Below are 15,328 nucleotides of genomic sequence, written 5' to 3' on the forward strand. Positions count from 1 at the left end.
CTCTCGTTCGATAAGTCAACATCGGTTCACTTCGTTCACCGTGTTTCCTTTATCTTCGTCGAGGCCAGTCCAGTTTGTACGTCCCTAAACGCCCGCCTCCGCTTTTCCATAGCCGCGCGGTGAGCCAGCTAGCGCTTCGCGCTACGCTGTCTCACCTGTCGTTTCTCTGCCGCAGGAGTCTTCGGATGTCCCCTGCACTTTTTATGTTCCTTAATATTCAACCAAATCATACCTAATAGATTCGCTTTTTAATGATCGTGTCCTTCATCAGAATCATCATGTGATTCTTCACTATGCTCTTCAGAATCTTCTCCATGCATATGGTTACTTTCCTGATTTTCTGCATTTACAGCCGCCTGCTCGATCTGTTCTTCAGTAGGCTCTCCAACGTTAAACTGCATTTTGGGCATGACGTGCATATCACGCGCTGTTGTATGTGCCTGAATCGTATAGACACTCACTTCTTCAAACGTGTGCTCGAGTTCATAAATGCCGTCACCTACATGTTCAGCTTCATGACGGACACTCTCTGTTCCGGCAGCATCGTTCCAGATTTCAAACAGAACCTCGTTAGCATCCTCTACCGGCTCACCACCCTGCGTAATCTCAGCGCGCAGTGGGACTACTGTGTTTTCTTCAATTGAATCCGGCAGCTGAATATCTACCTCGACCATTTGGGGTGTTTCATTATTGATGACGGCCTCTTCCTCTGTGCAGGCTGCCAGCAGCATGATAAGAGCACCAATTAGTAAAAATGAATATTTTTTCATTCAAAAAATCTCCTTTATTTAACGATACTTTTATTATAGACCCCTTGTGTGAAATGTAAGTGAAATGCCTTCACTCTTCACAGATTGTCTATAATTACTGTATGCGTTTGACATCAGCAATGATTTTATCCACGACGTCTTCTTCCGTAAAGTTATACTCGTTTACAATCCGGCTTTCCTGATCCATCACGTAAAATGTCACGCCGTGCAGCACCTGATCGGTATTTTCGGGTTTATTGACAAGTGTCTGAAATTCATCCAGCGCGAAACGTTCAATCTCAGCCTGGCTGTAGCCGGTGAGCGCATGCCAGTTGTCCTGATTGTCTGTGAACTGAGCAAGATAATCCTGCAGCACCTCAGGAGAATCAATTTCAGGATCTACACTGAAGGATACGATTTCAGCCTCCAGTCCTTCTTCTTCAAGCTGTGCCTGTATATCAGCCATTTTATAGGTCATCGGCGGACAAACCGTATCACAGTTCGTAAAAATGAAATCGGCAATCCAGACCTTTCCTGCAAGCTGTTCTGTTCCAAACTCATTGCCATGCTGATCAGTAAAACTGAAGGCACTGACAGGATCCCCTTCAGGCTCCCCGCCACATGCTGTTAATAATAGAACGGTTAAAATCAATATCCACTTTTTCATTGTGCAATTCCTTCCTTCGGGAGCATAATCCGAACGGTAAACAGCTGATCCACATCTGCATCAATCAGCCATTGGCCACCCTGTACCCGGACGATTTCTTTTACAATCGCAAGACCCAGTCCTGTTCCACCTGTTTTTCTGTTGCGATCCCGATCTGCCCGGTAAAAGCGTTCTCCAATACGCTGCTTTTCAGCCTTTGTTAATCGTGCTTCATTGGTTACTTCAAAACGCACGACATCCAGATCCTCTTTTAATGCGAGCTGAATGACCGTGTTTTCCGGTGAATATTTCACTGCATTTTCGATGACATTATAAAACACCTGCTGAAGCCGTTTTTCATCCTGCAGCATGATCACTTCTTCATCAGCCTCTATCTCAAAAGTCAGCCCGCGTTCTTTCGCTAAAATAGAGAAAAGTCCAAGCGTTTCGTATAAAAGTTCTGCCGCAACGATCGGCTGAAGATCAAACGTCAGCTGATTTTCCTGAAGACGGTTCAGCTCCACCAAATCTGACAGAAGACGATTCATCCTCCCGACCTCACTTTCAATTGTGGATAAAAGCACCTCTTTTTCAGCCTCTGGCGCTTTTTTCAGCCGCTCCGTATAGCCCTGAATGTAGGTAAGCGGCGTTCTTACCTCATGAACAATGTTGGACAAAAATTCTTTTTTGCGCTCCTCTTCTACTTCAAGCGTTTGAGTCATTTGATTCAGCGCCTGTGAAACCTGACCGATTTCATCGAGCTGCCTGACTTCAAGACGCTGGTGATAGCTGCCCATCGAGACACTTTTAGAAAAATCCTGAATCGCCAGCAGCGGTTTAAATAATGATTTTCTGATCTGATTCACCAGCAGACTGATAAGCAAAAAGAAAACCAGTGCCATGCCAATCAGCCATGGAATACTGCTGCCAAACACCTGCGCAAGTCCTTCAAGGGGAACAAAAATATAAATATAACCGACGGGCGACGTTCCATCTGTAATCGGATACACCGCCCCGATCACTTCACGGTTAAACGCCTCCACATATCCTTCTTTCATAATGGAGCGACCGCTCTCCAGATAAGCGCGATCCCCCTCCTCAATCAGCCTCTCATCCCCTATTTGATATGGAAAGGATGTATTCAATTCATCCAGATTATCAGCCACAAGGACCTCATATTCAGAAACGACATTATACCAGTGAATTTTTTCAATGATTTCCTCAGACAGCTCACCGGAATGATAGTGAGAAGCAGTCCGCTGTCCCTGATATTCCACAGATTCTCTCACAGTCGTTAAATATAAGTCACGATAAGAAAAATGAAGGAATATAAATGCACTGATCAGCGTCACAGCAATGCTTCCAAGCAAAAGCAACAGGATTTTTCTGCTGAAATTCAACTGCTTCATTGAGAATCCTCCAGCCTGTACCCTGTACCTCTCACTGTTTTGATGAGTTCTCCCTGACTGCCGAGCTTCATGCGCAATGTCTTCACGTGCGTATCTACCGTCCGGTCAGATCCTGGATAATCCGGTCCCCATACAGCAAACATAATCCGTTCTCTTAAAACCGTTCTTCCTTTTTCCTGCAGCAGCAGAGAAAGCAGATCGAATTCTTTTTTCGTTAGCGTGACAGGAACGCCGTTATTCATGATCTCTCTGTACTCAGGATCCAGCTCAATCTTTCCCGCTTTCAGTATATTGAGCTTCAGCTGTTTTCCTGCACGCCGAAGAACCGTTTCCACCCGGGCAATCAGCTCCCCGGAATGAAACGGCTTGGCAATATAATCGTCCGCACCAAGACGCAATCCCTTCACCTTATCCCACTCTTCTCCTCGTGCAGAGAGGAAAATAAAAGGCAGCTCAGATGACTTTCTTACTTCTTTTATCAATTCAAATCCGTCCATAAACGGCATCATAATATCCGCAATGATTAAATCGGGTGAATGCTGCGTCAGGACCTGCAAAGCCGCTGCTCCATCACCCGCCTCTAATACCTGATATCCGTCATCGCGTAAAAAGGAGCTGATCAGCTCACGCATCGGCTGTTCATCCTCCACTACCAAAACGACCGCCTTCACCATCGAAATGCCCCGCCTTTTCAATCATTTTCTTCCATTGTATCAGCTTTGTGTGAAATTCAGGTGAAGTCTGGTGTTTTAACGCGGCGGAGGCTTTGCCTGTATGTTATTTTTGCTTCGCGGCATATAGGGGCTGATGGCATTGATGGAATCATCGTTTGCAGTGAGGGAATTATGATTTTGAATGAAGGAATTAAGGCACTGCAATGAAGGGAAAAAGTCCACCACGCTTTCATGTGATCGAATTAATTTCCAGAAAGAAGGAATCCTTTTTTTATAAGAGGGAATTAAATTTTCAAACGAATGAATAACTGACCGCAGTGATGGAATCCCGCGAAGCACAAACGCCCGCAACCAATAAGACCCTTTTCGCGTCAAACATAGAATAAATAAACCGGAGCCACATCATGTGACTCCGGCCTCTATTGTCTTATTATAAACCGGTACGCTCTTCACTCCAGCCCCACAGTTCTTCTGCGAGCCATTCGTTTTCAGCGTCCTTTGATACATCGACTTCTTTCATTTTATAAAAATATTTGCCGGTTACATATTCCACCTCAGGACTTGAAGCAAGATACACAGTTGTTTCTGCCCCTTCCTCAGCGGATTGGAAAAACGGCTTCAGCACCTTATGAACACCGCGGCCGAATTCAGTTTTTCTGTTCACACCCAGGTTGGTTGAGACTGCACCGGGATGCACAGCATTGGCTGTTACGTTCGTTCCTTCAAGCCTTTTTGCCAGTGCTTTTGTAAATAGAATATTGGCAAGCTTAGAACGCCCATACGCTTTTGCTACGCTGTACCCTTTCTCAAAGTGAGGATCATCAAAGTCGATGCGCCCCCATTTATGCGCGCCGGAACTGACCGTTACAACTCTGCCCTGATCTGCTGCTTTCAGTTCATCCAGCAGAAGATTTGTCAGCAGAAAGTGCCCGAGATGATTCACGCCGAGATGCGATTCAAAGCCGTCATCCGTCAGCTGTCTTTTCACCGCGACAACACCTGCATTATTAACCAGAACATCCAGTCTGGAAAACTTCTTTTTAAATTCAGCAGCGAATTCCCGGATACTCTCAAGAGAGCCGAGATCGCCATACATTAACGTTAATTCTTCAGATCTGGTTTTTTCCTTTGCCGAGATCCAGGCAACTTTTCCACGGCGCGTATTACGGCACATCATGACAACATGATAGCCCTTTTTGACAAGCTCAACCGTTGTAGCAAGCCCCATACCTGAATTGGCTCCTGTTACGAGTGCAACCTTCATCTTCCAAAAACCTCCCCGTCTAAACGTTGGTTACATTATAACAAAGGCTTAGAGATATGGTGATTTTAAAGCGCCAACTCTATAGTTTAAATATCACCTATTGATGTATGTTAACTTATACTGTATAATAAACAGTATAAGAACAAGAGGTGATGAAATGGCTGAAATTGTACCCTCTTTAACCACGGAACTCCGTCGCGGAACGTTGACATTGGCCGTCTTAAGTCAGCTCAGAACACCACAATATGGGTACTCCCTTGTGCAAAGACTTGAAGCCGCAAGCATACAGATGGACCAGAGCACCCTTTACCCCCTGCTTAGACGACTTGAAAAACAGGAGCTGGTAACAAGCGAGTGGGATACGACTGAAAGCCGTCCGAGGAAATATTACGAATTAAGCTCCTACGGTCATGAAGTATTCCGGCAGTTAAAGACTGAATGGTTCAGAATGAATGAGGATTTAACCACCCTTTTAAAGGAGGAAGAAGATCATGAATCTGATTGATGCCTATGTGTATGAGGTCACACGCCGTCTTCCCGAAAAGAACCGTCATGATATTGGTCTTGAGCTGAATTCGATCATCTCTGATATGCTTCCCGAGCATCCGACTGAACAGGAAGTAAAGGACACACTTGCAAGAATGGGTGATCCGATGATTCTGGCTGCACGGTATGCAGACCGCCCCATGCATTTGATCGGTCCAGGTCTTTTTCCTTCGTACGTGTCAGTATTAAAAATTACCATGCCAATCGCTTTATCAGTCATTACGATCTCTATCATCATAGGGGAAATCACAGCATTTTCAGGAAATACAAACGTCATTAATACATTAATTGATGCCATTCTTTCCATTGGTGCAGGCATTTTCAGTGTTGCCGTTCAGGTACTCTTCTGGATCACTGCTGTCTTCTTTATGATTGAACGAAGCGGCGCGGTGAAGGATTCAGCGCCTCTATCAAAATGGACACCGGATGAATTGAAAAAAATAGCCCTTCCGAAACGGACTATTTCCAGAACATCGTTAATTGGGAACCTAATCTGGACAGCAGTCTGGGCAACCGCCTATTTCAACGCTTCCTCCCTGATCGGGATTTATATCAACGGGAACATGACAGTGCCAATATTTAATGAAGAAATCCTCCGGTTGTATCTGCCGGTTGTTATTATCTTTATTGCAGCAGAAATTGCCATGACCTGTTATAAATGGGCTGTAAAGGTATGGACTAACAGACTTGCTGTTTTCAACGCATTATATAACCTGATCTGGACAGTAACAGCGATTGTATTCCTGACTAACCCAAACATCCTTCACCCGGACCTTGCTTCATTCTTATCAGATTTGTTCGGGGGCTCAGCAATTGGAGCCACTAACTCGATTAATTGGGCCATCTGGACAACGATCGTCATTATCTTGATTTCCAGTATCATTGATTCCTATGAAGGCTTTTCAAAAAGCAGAAAATCTATCAAACCGCCAGGCACAAAAAAATCCGCAGCAATTTAACGCTGCGGATTTTTTCCATGCTTTTTATCTTCAAGAAGGGCTGAGGCCACTCCATATACCACACCGAAAACGCCCCCTGCCAGCACTTCAAGCGGCTGGTGGCCAAGCAGTTCCTTCAATTCCTTTTCACGCTTTTCGTATTTCAAACTTGGATAATCATCTGCGATCACACCCATGTGATCTTCCAGGTCATTCACCAGGCGGGCAATCTCACCTGTGTGACGGCGGACCCCCTGCGCATCATACATAACGATTGAGCCAAAGACAATCGCCAGTGCTGTCTCAATATGGCGGGTACCCCGGTTTGCCGCAACATAAGCAGCCAGAGACGCCACACCAGCTGAGTGAGAACTTGGCATTCCACCTGTCTGAACGAGCGGCCGCCAATCCCATTTACCCGTAACACGTTTATGTGTGACAATCTTCAGCGCCTGCGCAATACCAATAGCAGAAAGCGAGGTCACAATCCCTCTATTCATCATTGTACTCCTCCTGTCCTTCCAAACATTCTGTTATGATTCATACCCTTCCTGATTAAAATTATGCTCTAAAGAACTAAATTTCATGATGCAAATCGACAAAAACAAACCGTACACATCCTGGTCAGGGCGTGTACGGTTTGAAAAAAATTTTATAAAATCTCCTGATAATCCAGTTCCACAATGAGTTCATTTCTCATCAGACGATCGCGAAGGCTTGTTACAAGTGCTCTTTCCCGCTCTCCTGCATGTTCGATATCCACTTTCTTATGCAATACGCCATACAATGTATAGTCTCGCAATTTAAGAAACAGCGGCAGTCTCTCAATCCATTCGGGTTCGACCTTTCTTTTCCGCTCATAACCTCTTAAAAAATCCTGCAAAAAGGCTCTCCCATGTGTTGAGCGCTCCTCTAAAGATAGGTCACGGTACTTCAATAGAATCATATAATACAGCGGAATCGCAATATCACTTGCATAGTGAAAATACACCGTATCATCAAAGTCAAACAAATGAATGTCTCCTTCATGATAGAAGAAGTTTCCCGTATGTATATCTGAATGAATCAGCCCGTAAGCGTCAGGTGCTGATGGAAGCTTCAGAATCTCCTGGACCAGCTCACGATTTTCATCAATGATTTTCTGATCCTTTGACGAATCCAGATATTTTTCAAGCTCAATCAGATCATCTTCATACCAGTGCGGACGGTCAATCTCTGACGTATTAAAGTTCTCCGCAGCCAGATGAAGTTCAGCCGTAATCTCTCCCCATTTCTCAAACAAAGACGTACCCAGCTCCGGACTATCCAATTTGACTGAGCTTCCAGGTGCTTTATCAAATAAGCATACAAAAAAATAAGACCCTTCGACTTCAAACTCTTCAACCAGCTGACCATGTAATGATTGATGGACAAGAGAGACATTGATCCCCTGCTCATGAAGGTAGTTAATCCAGCGAAGCTCACTTTCAACTTGTGCTTTTGTCCGGTGAGTGGAATGGGTCAATCTTAAAACTTTACTTTCATCCCCCACCTTCACTTCATACACATAATTCTCAAAACCGTTCAGATTCTTCGCATCAGCAGCCGTTGCCCCATATCGCTGAGCAGCCTCTTCTAAAAGCGCCATTGAAAATAAACGTTCAACTTCCTTTTCCATTTAAAAGACCTCCATTTCAGGCTGCACTGGATACTGATCGTGCAGAAAATTTCTTTTTATAGTATACCGTCATCCCAATAATAACAGGCGTCAGCAAAATGGTAGGTAAAAACCATAACAAAAGGCTGACAGATTCAATATTTAACAGACGCGGTGCGCCAAACACAGTAAAAGCCGTAATCGTGGAGATCGAGCAGCCCAGCATCCCGCCAAGATGCTCATACCACCAGTGCATCCGCTCATCCGGTTTTCTCAGCCAGTAGTTCAACTGTACAAACGCCAATGCAATCCCGACGACAGGAAACCACGATAATAGGGACGAACCGATCATAAAGCCATAGATAGAAGTAGCTGCTGCAGATAAAAGAAGCGCAAAAGAAAAACCTAAGTCCACAGCATGACGATGTACGACCAATCTCTTTTTAAATTTGAGAACCCGCAATCCATACCAGGCTGTTGAGCTGCTCAGCACAGCAATAAATAATAGAAAAACAGAAAATGAGATCAATTCCGGTGAGCTCTCAGGATCCACTAACCTCGCAGCGCCCATATAGAAAGCACTTATAGCTACAATCCCCATTCCGGCTGTATAGACCCAGCCTGCGAGACGATGTACCTTCCCACCTTTACGCGTCACAACAGGAATCAGAAACGTAAACAGCGCAAAAAATCCACCGATGATATGTAAAACCTTCACTACATCAAACATGACTCACGCCGCCTTCCTGAAGCAAACCTGCAAATTTCTCAGGTTCATCCACACGAAAAGCAGCTGCATGAATGGTTTTTCTTTTCCCATAAAATAAAGTAACACTGACAGGCTCTTTAAAATAAAGAATATATTGCGGTGTCACAGCTTCAAAGTCCTGGCTGGCAAATAATATGATATCCTTTTCATCACCATCTGCTTTCTCAAAGCGGTCAATATTACTTAAAGATACGACCAACTGCTGCCTTAGCCCTTTAGCTGCATATAGTCTGCCCTTTTTGACTTCGATGGGGACAAGCCGTGTAATTTGTGTATCAGCGATAAAATAAATAATTGAATAAATATTTAATATCAGTAGAATCATTGAGATGATCGGCCATTTACCGTGAAGCCACCAGTGGATTCCGACTGTTTCGATGATAATGGCATGAATCAACATCATATTAATCGCCACTGCACTTGTTTTTTTATGTATCGTTACAACACCGGGATGAGAGGGCGATTTCTTTTTGAACGTCCTAAAAGCATAGTAAAACAGGATACATTCACTCACAAATACACGAATAATCGGAACGTCTTTTGCATGTTTGATGGTAGCAGGTAAAGCTGTATAAATAGCCGGTGCATGCAGCTCACGCATACTCCTTTTTATTAGCGGGATCTTCCGCAAAACGACTGCAAGCAGAGAAATTTCCACTAAAACCAGGACGCCCTCCAGTACCAGCCCTGTATATAAAACAGGTGCAATAAATAAGGCATGTTCCTTAGGAATTAAAACATTCGCTAAAATCAATCCGCCTGCCGCAAGGAGAAAAGCATGCTTTTTCGTTATTCTGAATGCAGCGTATGCCAACAATGGCATCACAATCATTAAATCAAACAGCGACCCGAGTACAACAAAGGAATCAAGTGAATAAGAAAACGCACTTTGAATACCGGGCTGATAAAGAAGAGCATTTGTCAGCAATAACGCCAGCAATAAACCTAACGCAACCTTTGAAAAAGCACTTTGTCTCAGTACCATTAATCCCACCCCTTTTACCATTATAATCTAATCCGAACATATCAATATGTATTTTGTGGTAATTATGTGTGAATTTTTTCATAACAGATTACTCTCCATGAAAACGCTTACTTTTCAACGTTCGCAAAACCATTGTCAAAATGTTATAATAATTTTATATAAGAGGAGGAAACATGATGATGGATCCCAAAGTGAAATATCTAATGCTCGTACTCCCAACATTTATATTAAGTATTATTCTGCTGTATATTCTGCCCGAAAGCCGGAGCTTATTAGCAATGTCTCCAGTCATCGGCGCATGGATCGTGTATTTTCTCTGGCAATACGCCAGTAAATCAAAAGATGATGAAGAACCGGTATAAATCATTTTATAATGGGGGTTATGAATTGGCTGCTTTATTCACACTTGCCGGAGATATAATGGCTGCAATTGCTGTTGCGTTTATGAAAATGAAGGATAAATGAAGAAACGCCGGAGTTGAACGGAACTCCGGCGTTTTTGATTAATTCATGGTTTGGACATAAACCGTGCCGGGAACATCCTACGCTTTCCGCGGCCGCGCGGTGAGCCAACTTGCGCTTCGCGCTACGTTGTCTCACCTGTCGCTTCTCTGCCGCAGGAGTCTTCGGGTGTCCCCGGCACTATTGATGTTAATTTCCACGATCGTCACTTCAAATGGAAAATAGGGTGAAAAAACAAGATGAAATCAAACAGACTCAGGCGTTTTTATTCCTTTAAGCTTTTGCGGTCTGATGCTTCCCGCAAGGATCATGGCAACGAGCAGAACGGTCCCGCTGACAATCCAGAAACCATAAGCATAACTCATGATCTCGGATGTGAGGACACGATCGTTCACTTCAAATCCTAAAAAGGTAATACCAATCCCTGCTCCGTCTACTGTTTTAAGCGTCTGCATAACCAGATATCCCTTTAAAGCCAGTAACCCCGACAAAATTCCCAACCAGATACTTGCCATTCCACGCTTCCTAACAGACATGCCGATTCCTCCTTTAACGCAGAATCTCACTTAGTGTGTCTTTTGCTTTGGAGCCATTTATTGTATACGTTCCGTTTCGTTCAGAACTTGTGAACCGTGTAAAGCGTCCGCTTTCTTCCCATAAATAAACACTTTCCTGATCGCCGTTTTCATATGTAAAGGTCACCTTTACGTCAGCGAATGTAGCCATTTCAGACTGTCTGCTTCGATGGTCTGCGTTATTTAAAATGGTCGTCAATTCTTCAATGTCCTGTTGATTTTCAAGTGGCAGCTCTTTCCCGTAAGACTGTTGATCCGCTTCCCAATACTGGATCACGGCTGTATCGCTATTTTCAAATGTGTTTGATGCCAAAATCATTCCTGCTAAACCAAAAAACAAGACGAAGGCAATGATGACTGGTTTTCTCATGCTGATAATAGACTCCTTCATTTGTACTCTTATCAGTATAGACGTTATCATTTAACAGAAGTTTCGGGACTATTGGGTTATTTTTGAAAATACCGGGAATAAAAAACGGATAAAGGAGCGATGAACATGAAACCAGTGATTAAAGCGTTTATTTTTGATGCCTACGGAACATTATTTGATGTTCATTCAGTTATGGAGGAATTAGAGCAGTATTTTCCTGAAAAAGGTCAAGCGATCAGCCAGACCTGGCGTAAAAAGCAGGTAGAGTATTTTTTCATGAGACAAATCATGGATCGCTACAAGCCCTTTGACCATGTTACGCGTGACTCGCTTATTTATGCCGTAAAAGAAAACGGGCAAAACATATCTGCAGAAGCACTTGAAAAGATGCTGAATGCATACCGTAAGCTTGCTCATTATGATGAAGTGTCAGATGTATTGAAGAGACTTCAGGATAAAGAACTGATCATCTTTTCAAACGGTTCAGACAACATGCTACGGCCATTAATCGATTATTCTGGACTCGGTCCGCTTTTTACAGATGTCATCAGTGCAGATGAAATCAAACAGTATAAGCCTTCACCTGCAGCTTATCTTCATGCTCTTCAAAAAGCCGGGGTCAAGCGTGAAGAGGTGCTATTCATGTCATCTAACGGATGGGATATTTCAGGTGCCAAAAGCTTCGGCTTCAACACAGCATGGATCAACCGTAATGGACTGCCTGTTGAAGAATTGCAGCTTGAGCCTGATGCTGAGTATAGAGATTTGAGCGGGATATTGAAGTGGGTTTAAATCATTTTCAAATAAACACAGCGACGTCAGGCTGAGTCTCTGTGTTTTTTATGTACGAGTCCCTGATTTTCTTAAAAGCTGACCCATCATAATGGTATAATCATCCTGTAAGTGAATCGATTATTAACCAGGGGGGCGTTCATAATGGGAAATAGTTTTTACAGCTTTAAAAACAAGGGGTACACGTTTAAATAATGAGGGTTGTTTAACGTTTCCCGACATTTGAAAGGGGAAAATGATGGATCGTCAAATTGTACAACTTACAGAGCTGAATGAGGATAACTGGTATGAATGCTGTCAATTAAACATTCATGAGGATCGAGAGGCGTTTATTGAATCCAATGCAATCTCCATTGCCCAGTCGAAATTCCAGCCATCTCTAAAGACTTACGCCATTTTAATCGAGGATGAAATAGCAGGGTTTGTCATGTTTAATTCCGAAAAAGAAAAGCTTGATGGGCATTGGATCTACAGAATCATGATCGATAAGAAATATCAGGCCAGGGGTGCAGGAAAAGCTGCAACGGAATTAATGATTGACGAAATGCTTAAGCTCCCGGATGTCACAAAAATCATCGCAGGTTATCATCCGGAAAATAAAGGCGCACATCACTTATATGCCAGCCTGGGATTTATCGATCATGGCGATCGGTTTGGACGGGAAATGGCTGTCATTAAAGATATAAATAAACATGTATAAACGATTCTATTGATAAATCTGAGAGCCCGGATAATCATTCGGGCTCTTTTTATACCATTACAGATGCCGGATTCAATCGTATTGATCCAGTGCTTTTTGATAGAGCATTTTCAGCTTTGTTTCCAATGACTTTGGTTCCTCAACCTTGACATGAGGACCATAACTCAGGAGACCTGTTGCCGTAAAATCCAGTTCCTCCAGCGGCACCCCACCTTCCCATCGGCGATCCTTCACATCCTGATAGAAAGGATCTGCTTTCGCTCTTCTCTCACCTTCATCAGTAAAAGATAATACAACCTTCACCTCTTCACGGTTTTCAGGAAAAGCAAGCCAATCGATCAAAGTCGGCAAATCATCTTTTTGATTCTCTCCCCATTCTGCACTGATAATGCGATCTACTCTGAATAGCAAAACTTTTTCCCGGTAAAAAGCAGGCATATACCAGGACTGGTCGAAATATAAACCAATAGGAAAAACTGAACGTTTTGAGATTCCTTTTGCTGATTCATAGGTCAACTTCAGTTCTCGCTGTTCAAGGGCTGCTTCCAAAATCACTGTCGTCCATTTGCTTTCCCTGTTTACCGAGGACGCTTTAAACACGACCTTTTTCTCAACTCTTCTAATCTTCTCACGTGTCGATGCGGGAAGCTCAGTGAAATAATTTTCTGCTAAAAAAGAACGGATCTGACCAAACGGAAGGTCCGGTATTTGCTGAAAAGTATTCATGATCAGGTATAAACCGAGCGCCTCGTTTTCATTAAGTTGCAAAGGGGGCATAATCCGGTTTGGTAAAACACGATAACCACCATACCTGCCAGGCTCCGAATACAGTGGATAACCAAGTTCCTGCAGTTTATCAAGATCACGCTGAATCGTTCTGACAGATACATCAAATCTCTCTGCCAACTCACGGGCTGTAAAGGAACGGCCTGGATCCAGCATTCTCATCATAGTCAATTGACGTTCATTCATTTCATTCAACTCCATTCAATTACGACACATTTTGTCATAATTGAAGTATAAACTAAAATCAAAAGGAGTGATCAATCATGCATAAAAACAAATTATATATCGCGATAAGTCTGGATGGAATGATTGCAAAGGAGGATGATTCACTGGAATGGCTTGAAGCAGCAGAAGGTCTTGGTGACAATGGATATCAGGCGTTTTATGACAGTATTTCATCCGTTGTGATGGGCAATCGCACCTACCGGAAAGTAATGGAGATGACAGATGATTTCCCTTATCCTGACCGTCCTTCTTATGTGCTTTCCCGAACACAACAAGAGGATCCGAATGTCACCTTTACATCAGGGTCATTGAAGACATTACTGCCGGAATTACAGAAAAAACACAACGGCGATGTCTGGATTGTCGGCGGCGGAGAACTCGTTAAGCACTGTCTTGAACATCAATTAATTGACGAATTTCAGATCGCCATCATTCCTGTTGTGTTAGGAAGCGGGATTCCCCTTTTTCCAAAAGGAACAGCCTTTACAGAACTGAAGCTGACTAAAGTTGAGCAGTTTAATCAGATTACGATGCTTCACTACATGAAAAAATGAGGTGATGATGTGCCGGTAACTATACTGACTAGAGGAAAAGCGTTTTTGTTGGATTATTTATTGATTCTATTTTATTTGGTACTCATCTTCTGTTTGTACCTTGTTTTCCCTATGCAGATCGAAGCATTATTCAGCGGAGGGCCGTGGCGTAATCAGCTGGCCGGTTTTCTGATCGTCACTTTGCCCGTATCACTATACTTCGCTGTCTCTGACTCCCGTCTTGTCGGGCAGACATTCGGAAAGAGAAAAACAAACATTCAAGCGGTTGACCATCATGGCCAACCGCTCACTTTTCTGCACTCATTTATAAGGGTCCTCTTGAAATTCCTGCCGTGGGAGCTTTCGCATTTCCTCGTTTACCGCCTGGTGTTACTTGGTGATTCACCAATGCCCGTTTCTTATACTATCCTTGGCATCACCATTTATGGACTCATGTTTACTTATATCCTAACAGCCTTATTTACTTCAAAAAAGCAGACATTATATGATCTTTTGACGCGGTCAAGAGTTGTCAGGAAATGAATGGTCGAGCGCTTGAAAAGCTCTCTCCAAAAATCCGGTCGTTTCTGCAGAGATTGGGTAAAGCCCCATTTGAGAGGAACGCTCTTCAGATTTTCTCACTTCCCAGAATTTCTCTGCCAGAGCTTCGTTATCACCAAATGTTTCTGTTGATAAAGACTCCACTTCCTCGGCAAGAAGAATGCCAAGCGAAGATTCAGGTTTAACTCCAGCTTCTATGTATAAATTAATCCTTTTGACCATGTGAATCCACTTTTTTGTCAGTGGATCCCCGTTTTCCAATTTGGGAAGAGTATGCTCAAGAATTTCTGATTCCTCAGGCGTAAAATAATCTTCCCATTTCCGATCTTCATTTTCCTGTTTGACTAGCGTCAAAAGTTTTTGCCACTCTACAGTCCCAGTCAGCTCGTAATCGTGAAGAAGCGATTGAGTGTGACGAATCTTATTATTCATTACTTCATTTTCTTCTCTTAACATCGACATGTGAGCCGCCAGAATGGATTGAATAGACTTTTCCTGCAGGATTGTTTTTAACTGATCTAACGGCAGCCCCATTCTTTTCAACAATAATATTTTTTGCAATTCAATCAAAACCTTATCGTCATAAAGTCTTCTCCCCCCTTGATCTGTAGATGTCGGCTTAACCAGTCCGATCTGATCGTAATAGCGAAGTGTTCGGACAGTCAGATCAAACAGTTTGGAAACTTCTCCTGTCGTTTTCATCTTTTT

At 43.2% G+C, this 15,328-nt stretch carries 20 protein-coding genes; 7 read left to right on the forward strand and 13 right to left on the reverse strand.

Annotation, left to right across the window (positions count from 1 at the left end; translation table 11 throughout):
• Window positions 1-248 precede the first annotated feature (248 nt).
• From E2491_RS04400 to E2491_RS04420, 5 genes are all read right to left on the reverse strand, one after another.
• Window positions 249-770 (reverse strand): FixH family protein, encoded by a 522-nt coding sequence (locus E2491_RS04400; RefSeq protein WP_134373334.1) that lies wholly within the window; start codon window positions 768-770, stop codon window positions 249-251.
• A gap of 94 nt (window positions 771-864) precedes the next feature.
• Complete coding sequence (locus tag E2491_RS04405) at window positions 865-1,416, reverse strand: SCO family protein (RefSeq protein WP_134373336.1); 552 nt, start codon at window positions 1,414-1,416, stop codon at window positions 865-867.
• Window positions 1,413-2,804, reverse strand: coding sequence for a sensor histidine kinase (locus tag E2491_RS04410; protein WP_134373338.1), 1,392 nt, complete (start codon window positions 2,802-2,804; stop codon window positions 1,413-1,415). Before E2491_RS04410 ends, E2491_RS04405 begins: the two co-directional genes overlap by 4 nt.
• Entirely contained in the window at window positions 2,801-3,478 is a 678-nt protein-coding gene (locus E2491_RS04415) for a response regulator transcription factor (RefSeq protein WP_134373340.1), read from the reverse strand. The genes E2491_RS04410 and E2491_RS04415 overlap by 4 nt, the downstream gene beginning before the upstream one ends.
• Window positions 3,479-3,908: 430 nt before the next feature.
• Complete coding sequence (locus tag E2491_RS04420; protein ID WP_134373342.1) at window positions 3,909-4,742, reverse strand: SDR family oxidoreductase; 834 nt, start codon at window positions 4,740-4,742, stop codon at window positions 3,909-3,911.
• 157 nt (window positions 4,743-4,899) lie between these two features.
• Here E2491_RS04420 and E2491_RS04425 point away from each other — a divergent pair, with 157 nt between their 5' ends.
• Both E2491_RS04425 and E2491_RS04430 read left to right on the forward strand, forming a co-directional pair.
• Window positions 4,900-5,247, forward strand: a complete 348-nt coding sequence (locus E2491_RS04425; RefSeq protein ID WP_134373344.1) for a PadR family transcriptional regulator — start codon at window positions 4,900-4,902, stop codon at window positions 5,245-5,247.
• On the forward strand, window positions 5,234-6,247 hold the full coding sequence (locus tag E2491_RS04430; protein ID WP_134373346.1) for an HAAS signaling domain-containing protein: 1,014 nt from the start codon (window positions 5,234-5,236) through the stop codon (window positions 6,245-6,247). The genes E2491_RS04425 and E2491_RS04430 overlap by 14 nt, the downstream gene beginning before the upstream one ends.
• Here E2491_RS04430 and E2491_RS04435 read toward each other — a convergent pair.
• The 4 genes from E2491_RS04435 to E2491_RS04450 all read right to left on the reverse strand — a co-directional run bounded on the left by E2491_RS04435 (window position 6,244) and on the right by E2491_RS04450 (window position 9,616).
• The gene (locus E2491_RS04435) at window positions 6,244-6,726 is read right to left on the reverse strand and encodes a divergent PAP2 family protein (protein WP_134373567.1); all 483 of its coding nucleotides are present in this window, start codon (window positions 6,724-6,726) and stop codon (window positions 6,244-6,246) included. The genes E2491_RS04430 and E2491_RS04435 overlap by 4 nt on opposite strands.
• 152 nt (window positions 6,727-6,878) lie before the next feature.
• Complete coding sequence (locus E2491_RS04440; RefSeq protein ID WP_134373348.1) at window positions 6,879-7,883, reverse strand: phosphotransferase enzyme family protein; 1,005 nt, start codon at window positions 7,881-7,883, stop codon at window positions 6,879-6,881.
• A gap of 16 nt (window positions 7,884-7,899) precedes the next feature.
• On the reverse strand, window positions 7,900-8,592 hold the full coding sequence (locus E2491_RS04445) for a DUF2306 domain-containing protein (protein WP_134373350.1): 693 nt from the start codon (window positions 8,590-8,592) through the stop codon (window positions 7,900-7,902).
• Window positions 8,585-9,616: a beta-carotene 15,15'-monooxygenase gene (locus tag E2491_RS04450; protein WP_134373352.1), complete on the reverse strand. Its 1,032-nt coding sequence runs from the start codon at window positions 9,614-9,616 to the stop codon at window positions 8,585-8,587. The genes E2491_RS04445 and E2491_RS04450 overlap by 8 nt, the downstream gene beginning before the upstream one ends.
• A 173-nt stretch (window positions 9,617-9,789) precedes the next feature.
• Here E2491_RS04450 and E2491_RS04455 point away from each other — a divergent pair, with 173 nt between their 5' ends.
• Window positions 9,790-9,978 carry a hypothetical protein gene (locus tag E2491_RS04455; RefSeq protein ID WP_134373354.1) on the forward strand — a complete coding sequence of 63 codons (189 nt, stop codon included), beginning with the start codon at window positions 9,790-9,792 and terminating at the stop codon, window positions 9,976-9,978.
• A 345-nt stretch (window positions 9,979-10,323) separates the two neighbouring features.
• On the opposite strand, the gene E2491_RS04460 is transcribed toward E2491_RS04455, so the two are convergent.
• Both E2491_RS04460 and E2491_RS04465 read right to left on the reverse strand, forming a co-directional pair.
• Window positions 10,324-10,614: a hypothetical protein gene (locus E2491_RS04460; RefSeq protein WP_134373356.1), complete on the reverse strand. Its 291-nt coding sequence runs from the start codon at window positions 10,612-10,614 to the stop codon at window positions 10,324-10,326.
• 13 nt (window positions 10,615-10,627) lie between these two features.
• Window positions 10,628-11,023: a YhfM domain-containing protein gene (locus E2491_RS04465; protein ID WP_134373358.1), complete on the reverse strand. Its 396-nt coding sequence runs from the start codon at window positions 11,021-11,023 to the stop codon at window positions 10,628-10,630.
• 126 nt (window positions 11,024-11,149) lie between these two features.
• Between E2491_RS04465 and E2491_RS04470 the strand changes: the two genes are divergently transcribed.
• Window positions 11,150-11,815, forward strand: a complete 666-nt coding sequence (locus E2491_RS04470; RefSeq protein WP_134373360.1) for a haloacid dehalogenase type II — start codon at window positions 11,150-11,152, stop codon at window positions 11,813-11,815.
• Window positions 11,816-12,053: 238 nt separating this feature from the next.
• Window positions 12,054-12,515 (forward strand): GNAT family N-acetyltransferase, encoded by a 462-nt coding sequence (locus E2491_RS04475; protein WP_134373362.1) that lies wholly within the window; start codon window positions 12,054-12,056, stop codon window positions 12,513-12,515.
• Window positions 12,516-12,587: 72 nt separating this feature from the next.
• Here E2491_RS04475 and E2491_RS04480 read toward each other — a convergent pair whose 3' ends face one another.
• On the reverse strand, window positions 12,588-13,487 hold the full coding sequence (locus tag E2491_RS04480; RefSeq protein WP_166805783.1) for a helix-turn-helix transcriptional regulator: 900 nt from the start codon (window positions 13,485-13,487) through the stop codon (window positions 12,588-12,590).
• Between the two features lie 77 nt (window positions 13,488-13,564).
• Here E2491_RS04480 and E2491_RS04485 point away from each other — a divergent pair, with 77 nt between their 5' ends.
• Entirely contained in the window at window positions 13,565-14,080 is a 516-nt protein-coding gene (locus E2491_RS04485; protein WP_134373366.1) for a dihydrofolate reductase family protein, read from the forward strand.
• A gap of 9 nt (window positions 14,081-14,089) precedes the next feature.
• Window positions 14,090-14,602 (forward strand): RDD family protein, encoded by a 513-nt coding sequence (locus E2491_RS04490; protein WP_134373368.1) that lies wholly within the window; start codon window positions 14,090-14,092, stop codon window positions 14,600-14,602.
• On the opposite strand, the gene E2491_RS04495 is transcribed toward E2491_RS04490, so the two are convergent.
• Window positions 14,582-15,322, reverse strand: coding sequence for a MerR family transcriptional regulator (locus E2491_RS04495; protein WP_134373370.1), 741 nt, complete (start codon window positions 15,320-15,322; stop codon window positions 14,582-14,584). The genes E2491_RS04490 and E2491_RS04495 overlap by 21 nt on opposite strands.
• Window positions 15,323-15,328: the final 6 nt, after the last annotated feature.

The organism is Jeotgalibacillus sp. R-1-5s-1 (assembly GCF_004405105.1).
In the GTDB taxonomy this organism is placed as follows: domain Bacteria; phylum Bacillota; class Bacilli; order Bacillales; family Jeotgalibacillaceae; genus Jeotgalibacillus.

Excerpts from the sequence above, each read along its gene's own strand:
- E2491_RS04440 (WP_134373348.1), bottom strand. The coding sequence starts at position 7,883 with ATGGAAAAGGAAGTTGAACGTTTATTTTCAATGGCGCTTTTAGAAGAG.
- E2491_RS04415 (WP_134373340.1), bottom strand. The coding sequence starts at position 3,478 with ATGGTGAAGGCGGTCGTTTTGGTAGTGGAGGATGAACAGCCGATGCGT.
- E2491_RS04425 (WP_134373344.1), top strand. The coding sequence starts at position 4,900 with ATGGCTGAAATTGTACCCTCTTTAACCACGGAACTCCGTCGCGGAACG.
- E2491_RS04455 (WP_134373354.1), top strand. The coding sequence starts at position 9,790 with ATGATGATGGATCCCAAAGTGAAATATCTAATGCTCGTACTCCCAACA.
- E2491_RS04475 (WP_134373362.1), top strand. The coding sequence starts at position 12,054 with ATGGATCGTCAAATTGTACAACTTACAGAGCTGAATGAGGATAACTGG.
- E2491_RS04460 (WP_134373356.1), bottom strand. The coding sequence starts at position 10,614 with ATGTCTGTTAGGAAGCGTGGAATGGCAAGTATCTGGTTGGGAATTTTG.
- E2491_RS04400 (WP_134373334.1), bottom strand. The coding sequence starts at position 770 with ATGAAAAAATATTCATTTTTACTAATTGGTGCTCTTATCATGCTGCTG.
- E2491_RS04435 (WP_134373567.1), bottom strand. The coding sequence starts at position 6,726 with ATGAATAGAGGGATTGTGACCTCGCTTTCTGCTATTGGTATTGCGCAG.
- E2491_RS04405 (WP_134373336.1), bottom strand. The coding sequence starts at position 1,416 with ATGAAAAAGTGGATATTGATTTTAACCGTTCTATTATTAACAGCATGT.
- E2491_RS04420 (WP_134373342.1), bottom strand. The coding sequence starts at position 4,742 with ATGAAGGTTGCACTCGTAACAGGAGCCAATTCAGGTATGGGGCTTGCT.
- E2491_RS04485 (WP_134373366.1), top strand. The coding sequence starts at position 13,565 with ATGCATAAAAACAAATTATATATCGCGATAAGTCTGGATGGAATGATT.
- E2491_RS04495 (WP_134373370.1), bottom strand. The coding sequence starts at position 15,322 with ATGAAAACGACAGGAGAAGTTTCCAAACTGTTTGATCTGACTGTCCGA.
- E2491_RS04410 (WP_134373338.1), bottom strand. The coding sequence starts at position 2,804 with ATGAAGCAGTTGAATTTCAGCAGAAAAATCCTGTTGCTTTTGCTTGGA.
- E2491_RS04470 (WP_134373360.1), top strand. The coding sequence starts at position 11,150 with ATGAAACCAGTGATTAAAGCGTTTATTTTTGATGCCTACGGAACATTA.
- E2491_RS04430 (WP_134373346.1), top strand. The coding sequence starts at position 5,234 with ATGAATCTGATTGATGCCTATGTGTATGAGGTCACACGCCGTCTTCCC.
- E2491_RS04465 (WP_134373358.1), bottom strand. The coding sequence starts at position 11,023 with ATGAGAAAACCAGTCATCATTGCCTTCGTCTTGTTTTTTGGTTTAGCA.
- E2491_RS04450 (WP_134373352.1), bottom strand. The coding sequence starts at position 9,616 with ATGGTACTGAGACAAAGTGCTTTTTCAAAGGTTGCGTTAGGTTTATTG.
- E2491_RS04480 (WP_166805783.1), bottom strand. The coding sequence starts at position 13,487 with ATGAATGAACGTCAATTGACTATGATGAGAATGCTGGATCCAGGCCGT.
- E2491_RS04445 (WP_134373350.1), bottom strand. The coding sequence starts at position 8,592 with ATGTTTGATGTAGTGAAGGTTTTACATATCATCGGTGGATTTTTTGCG.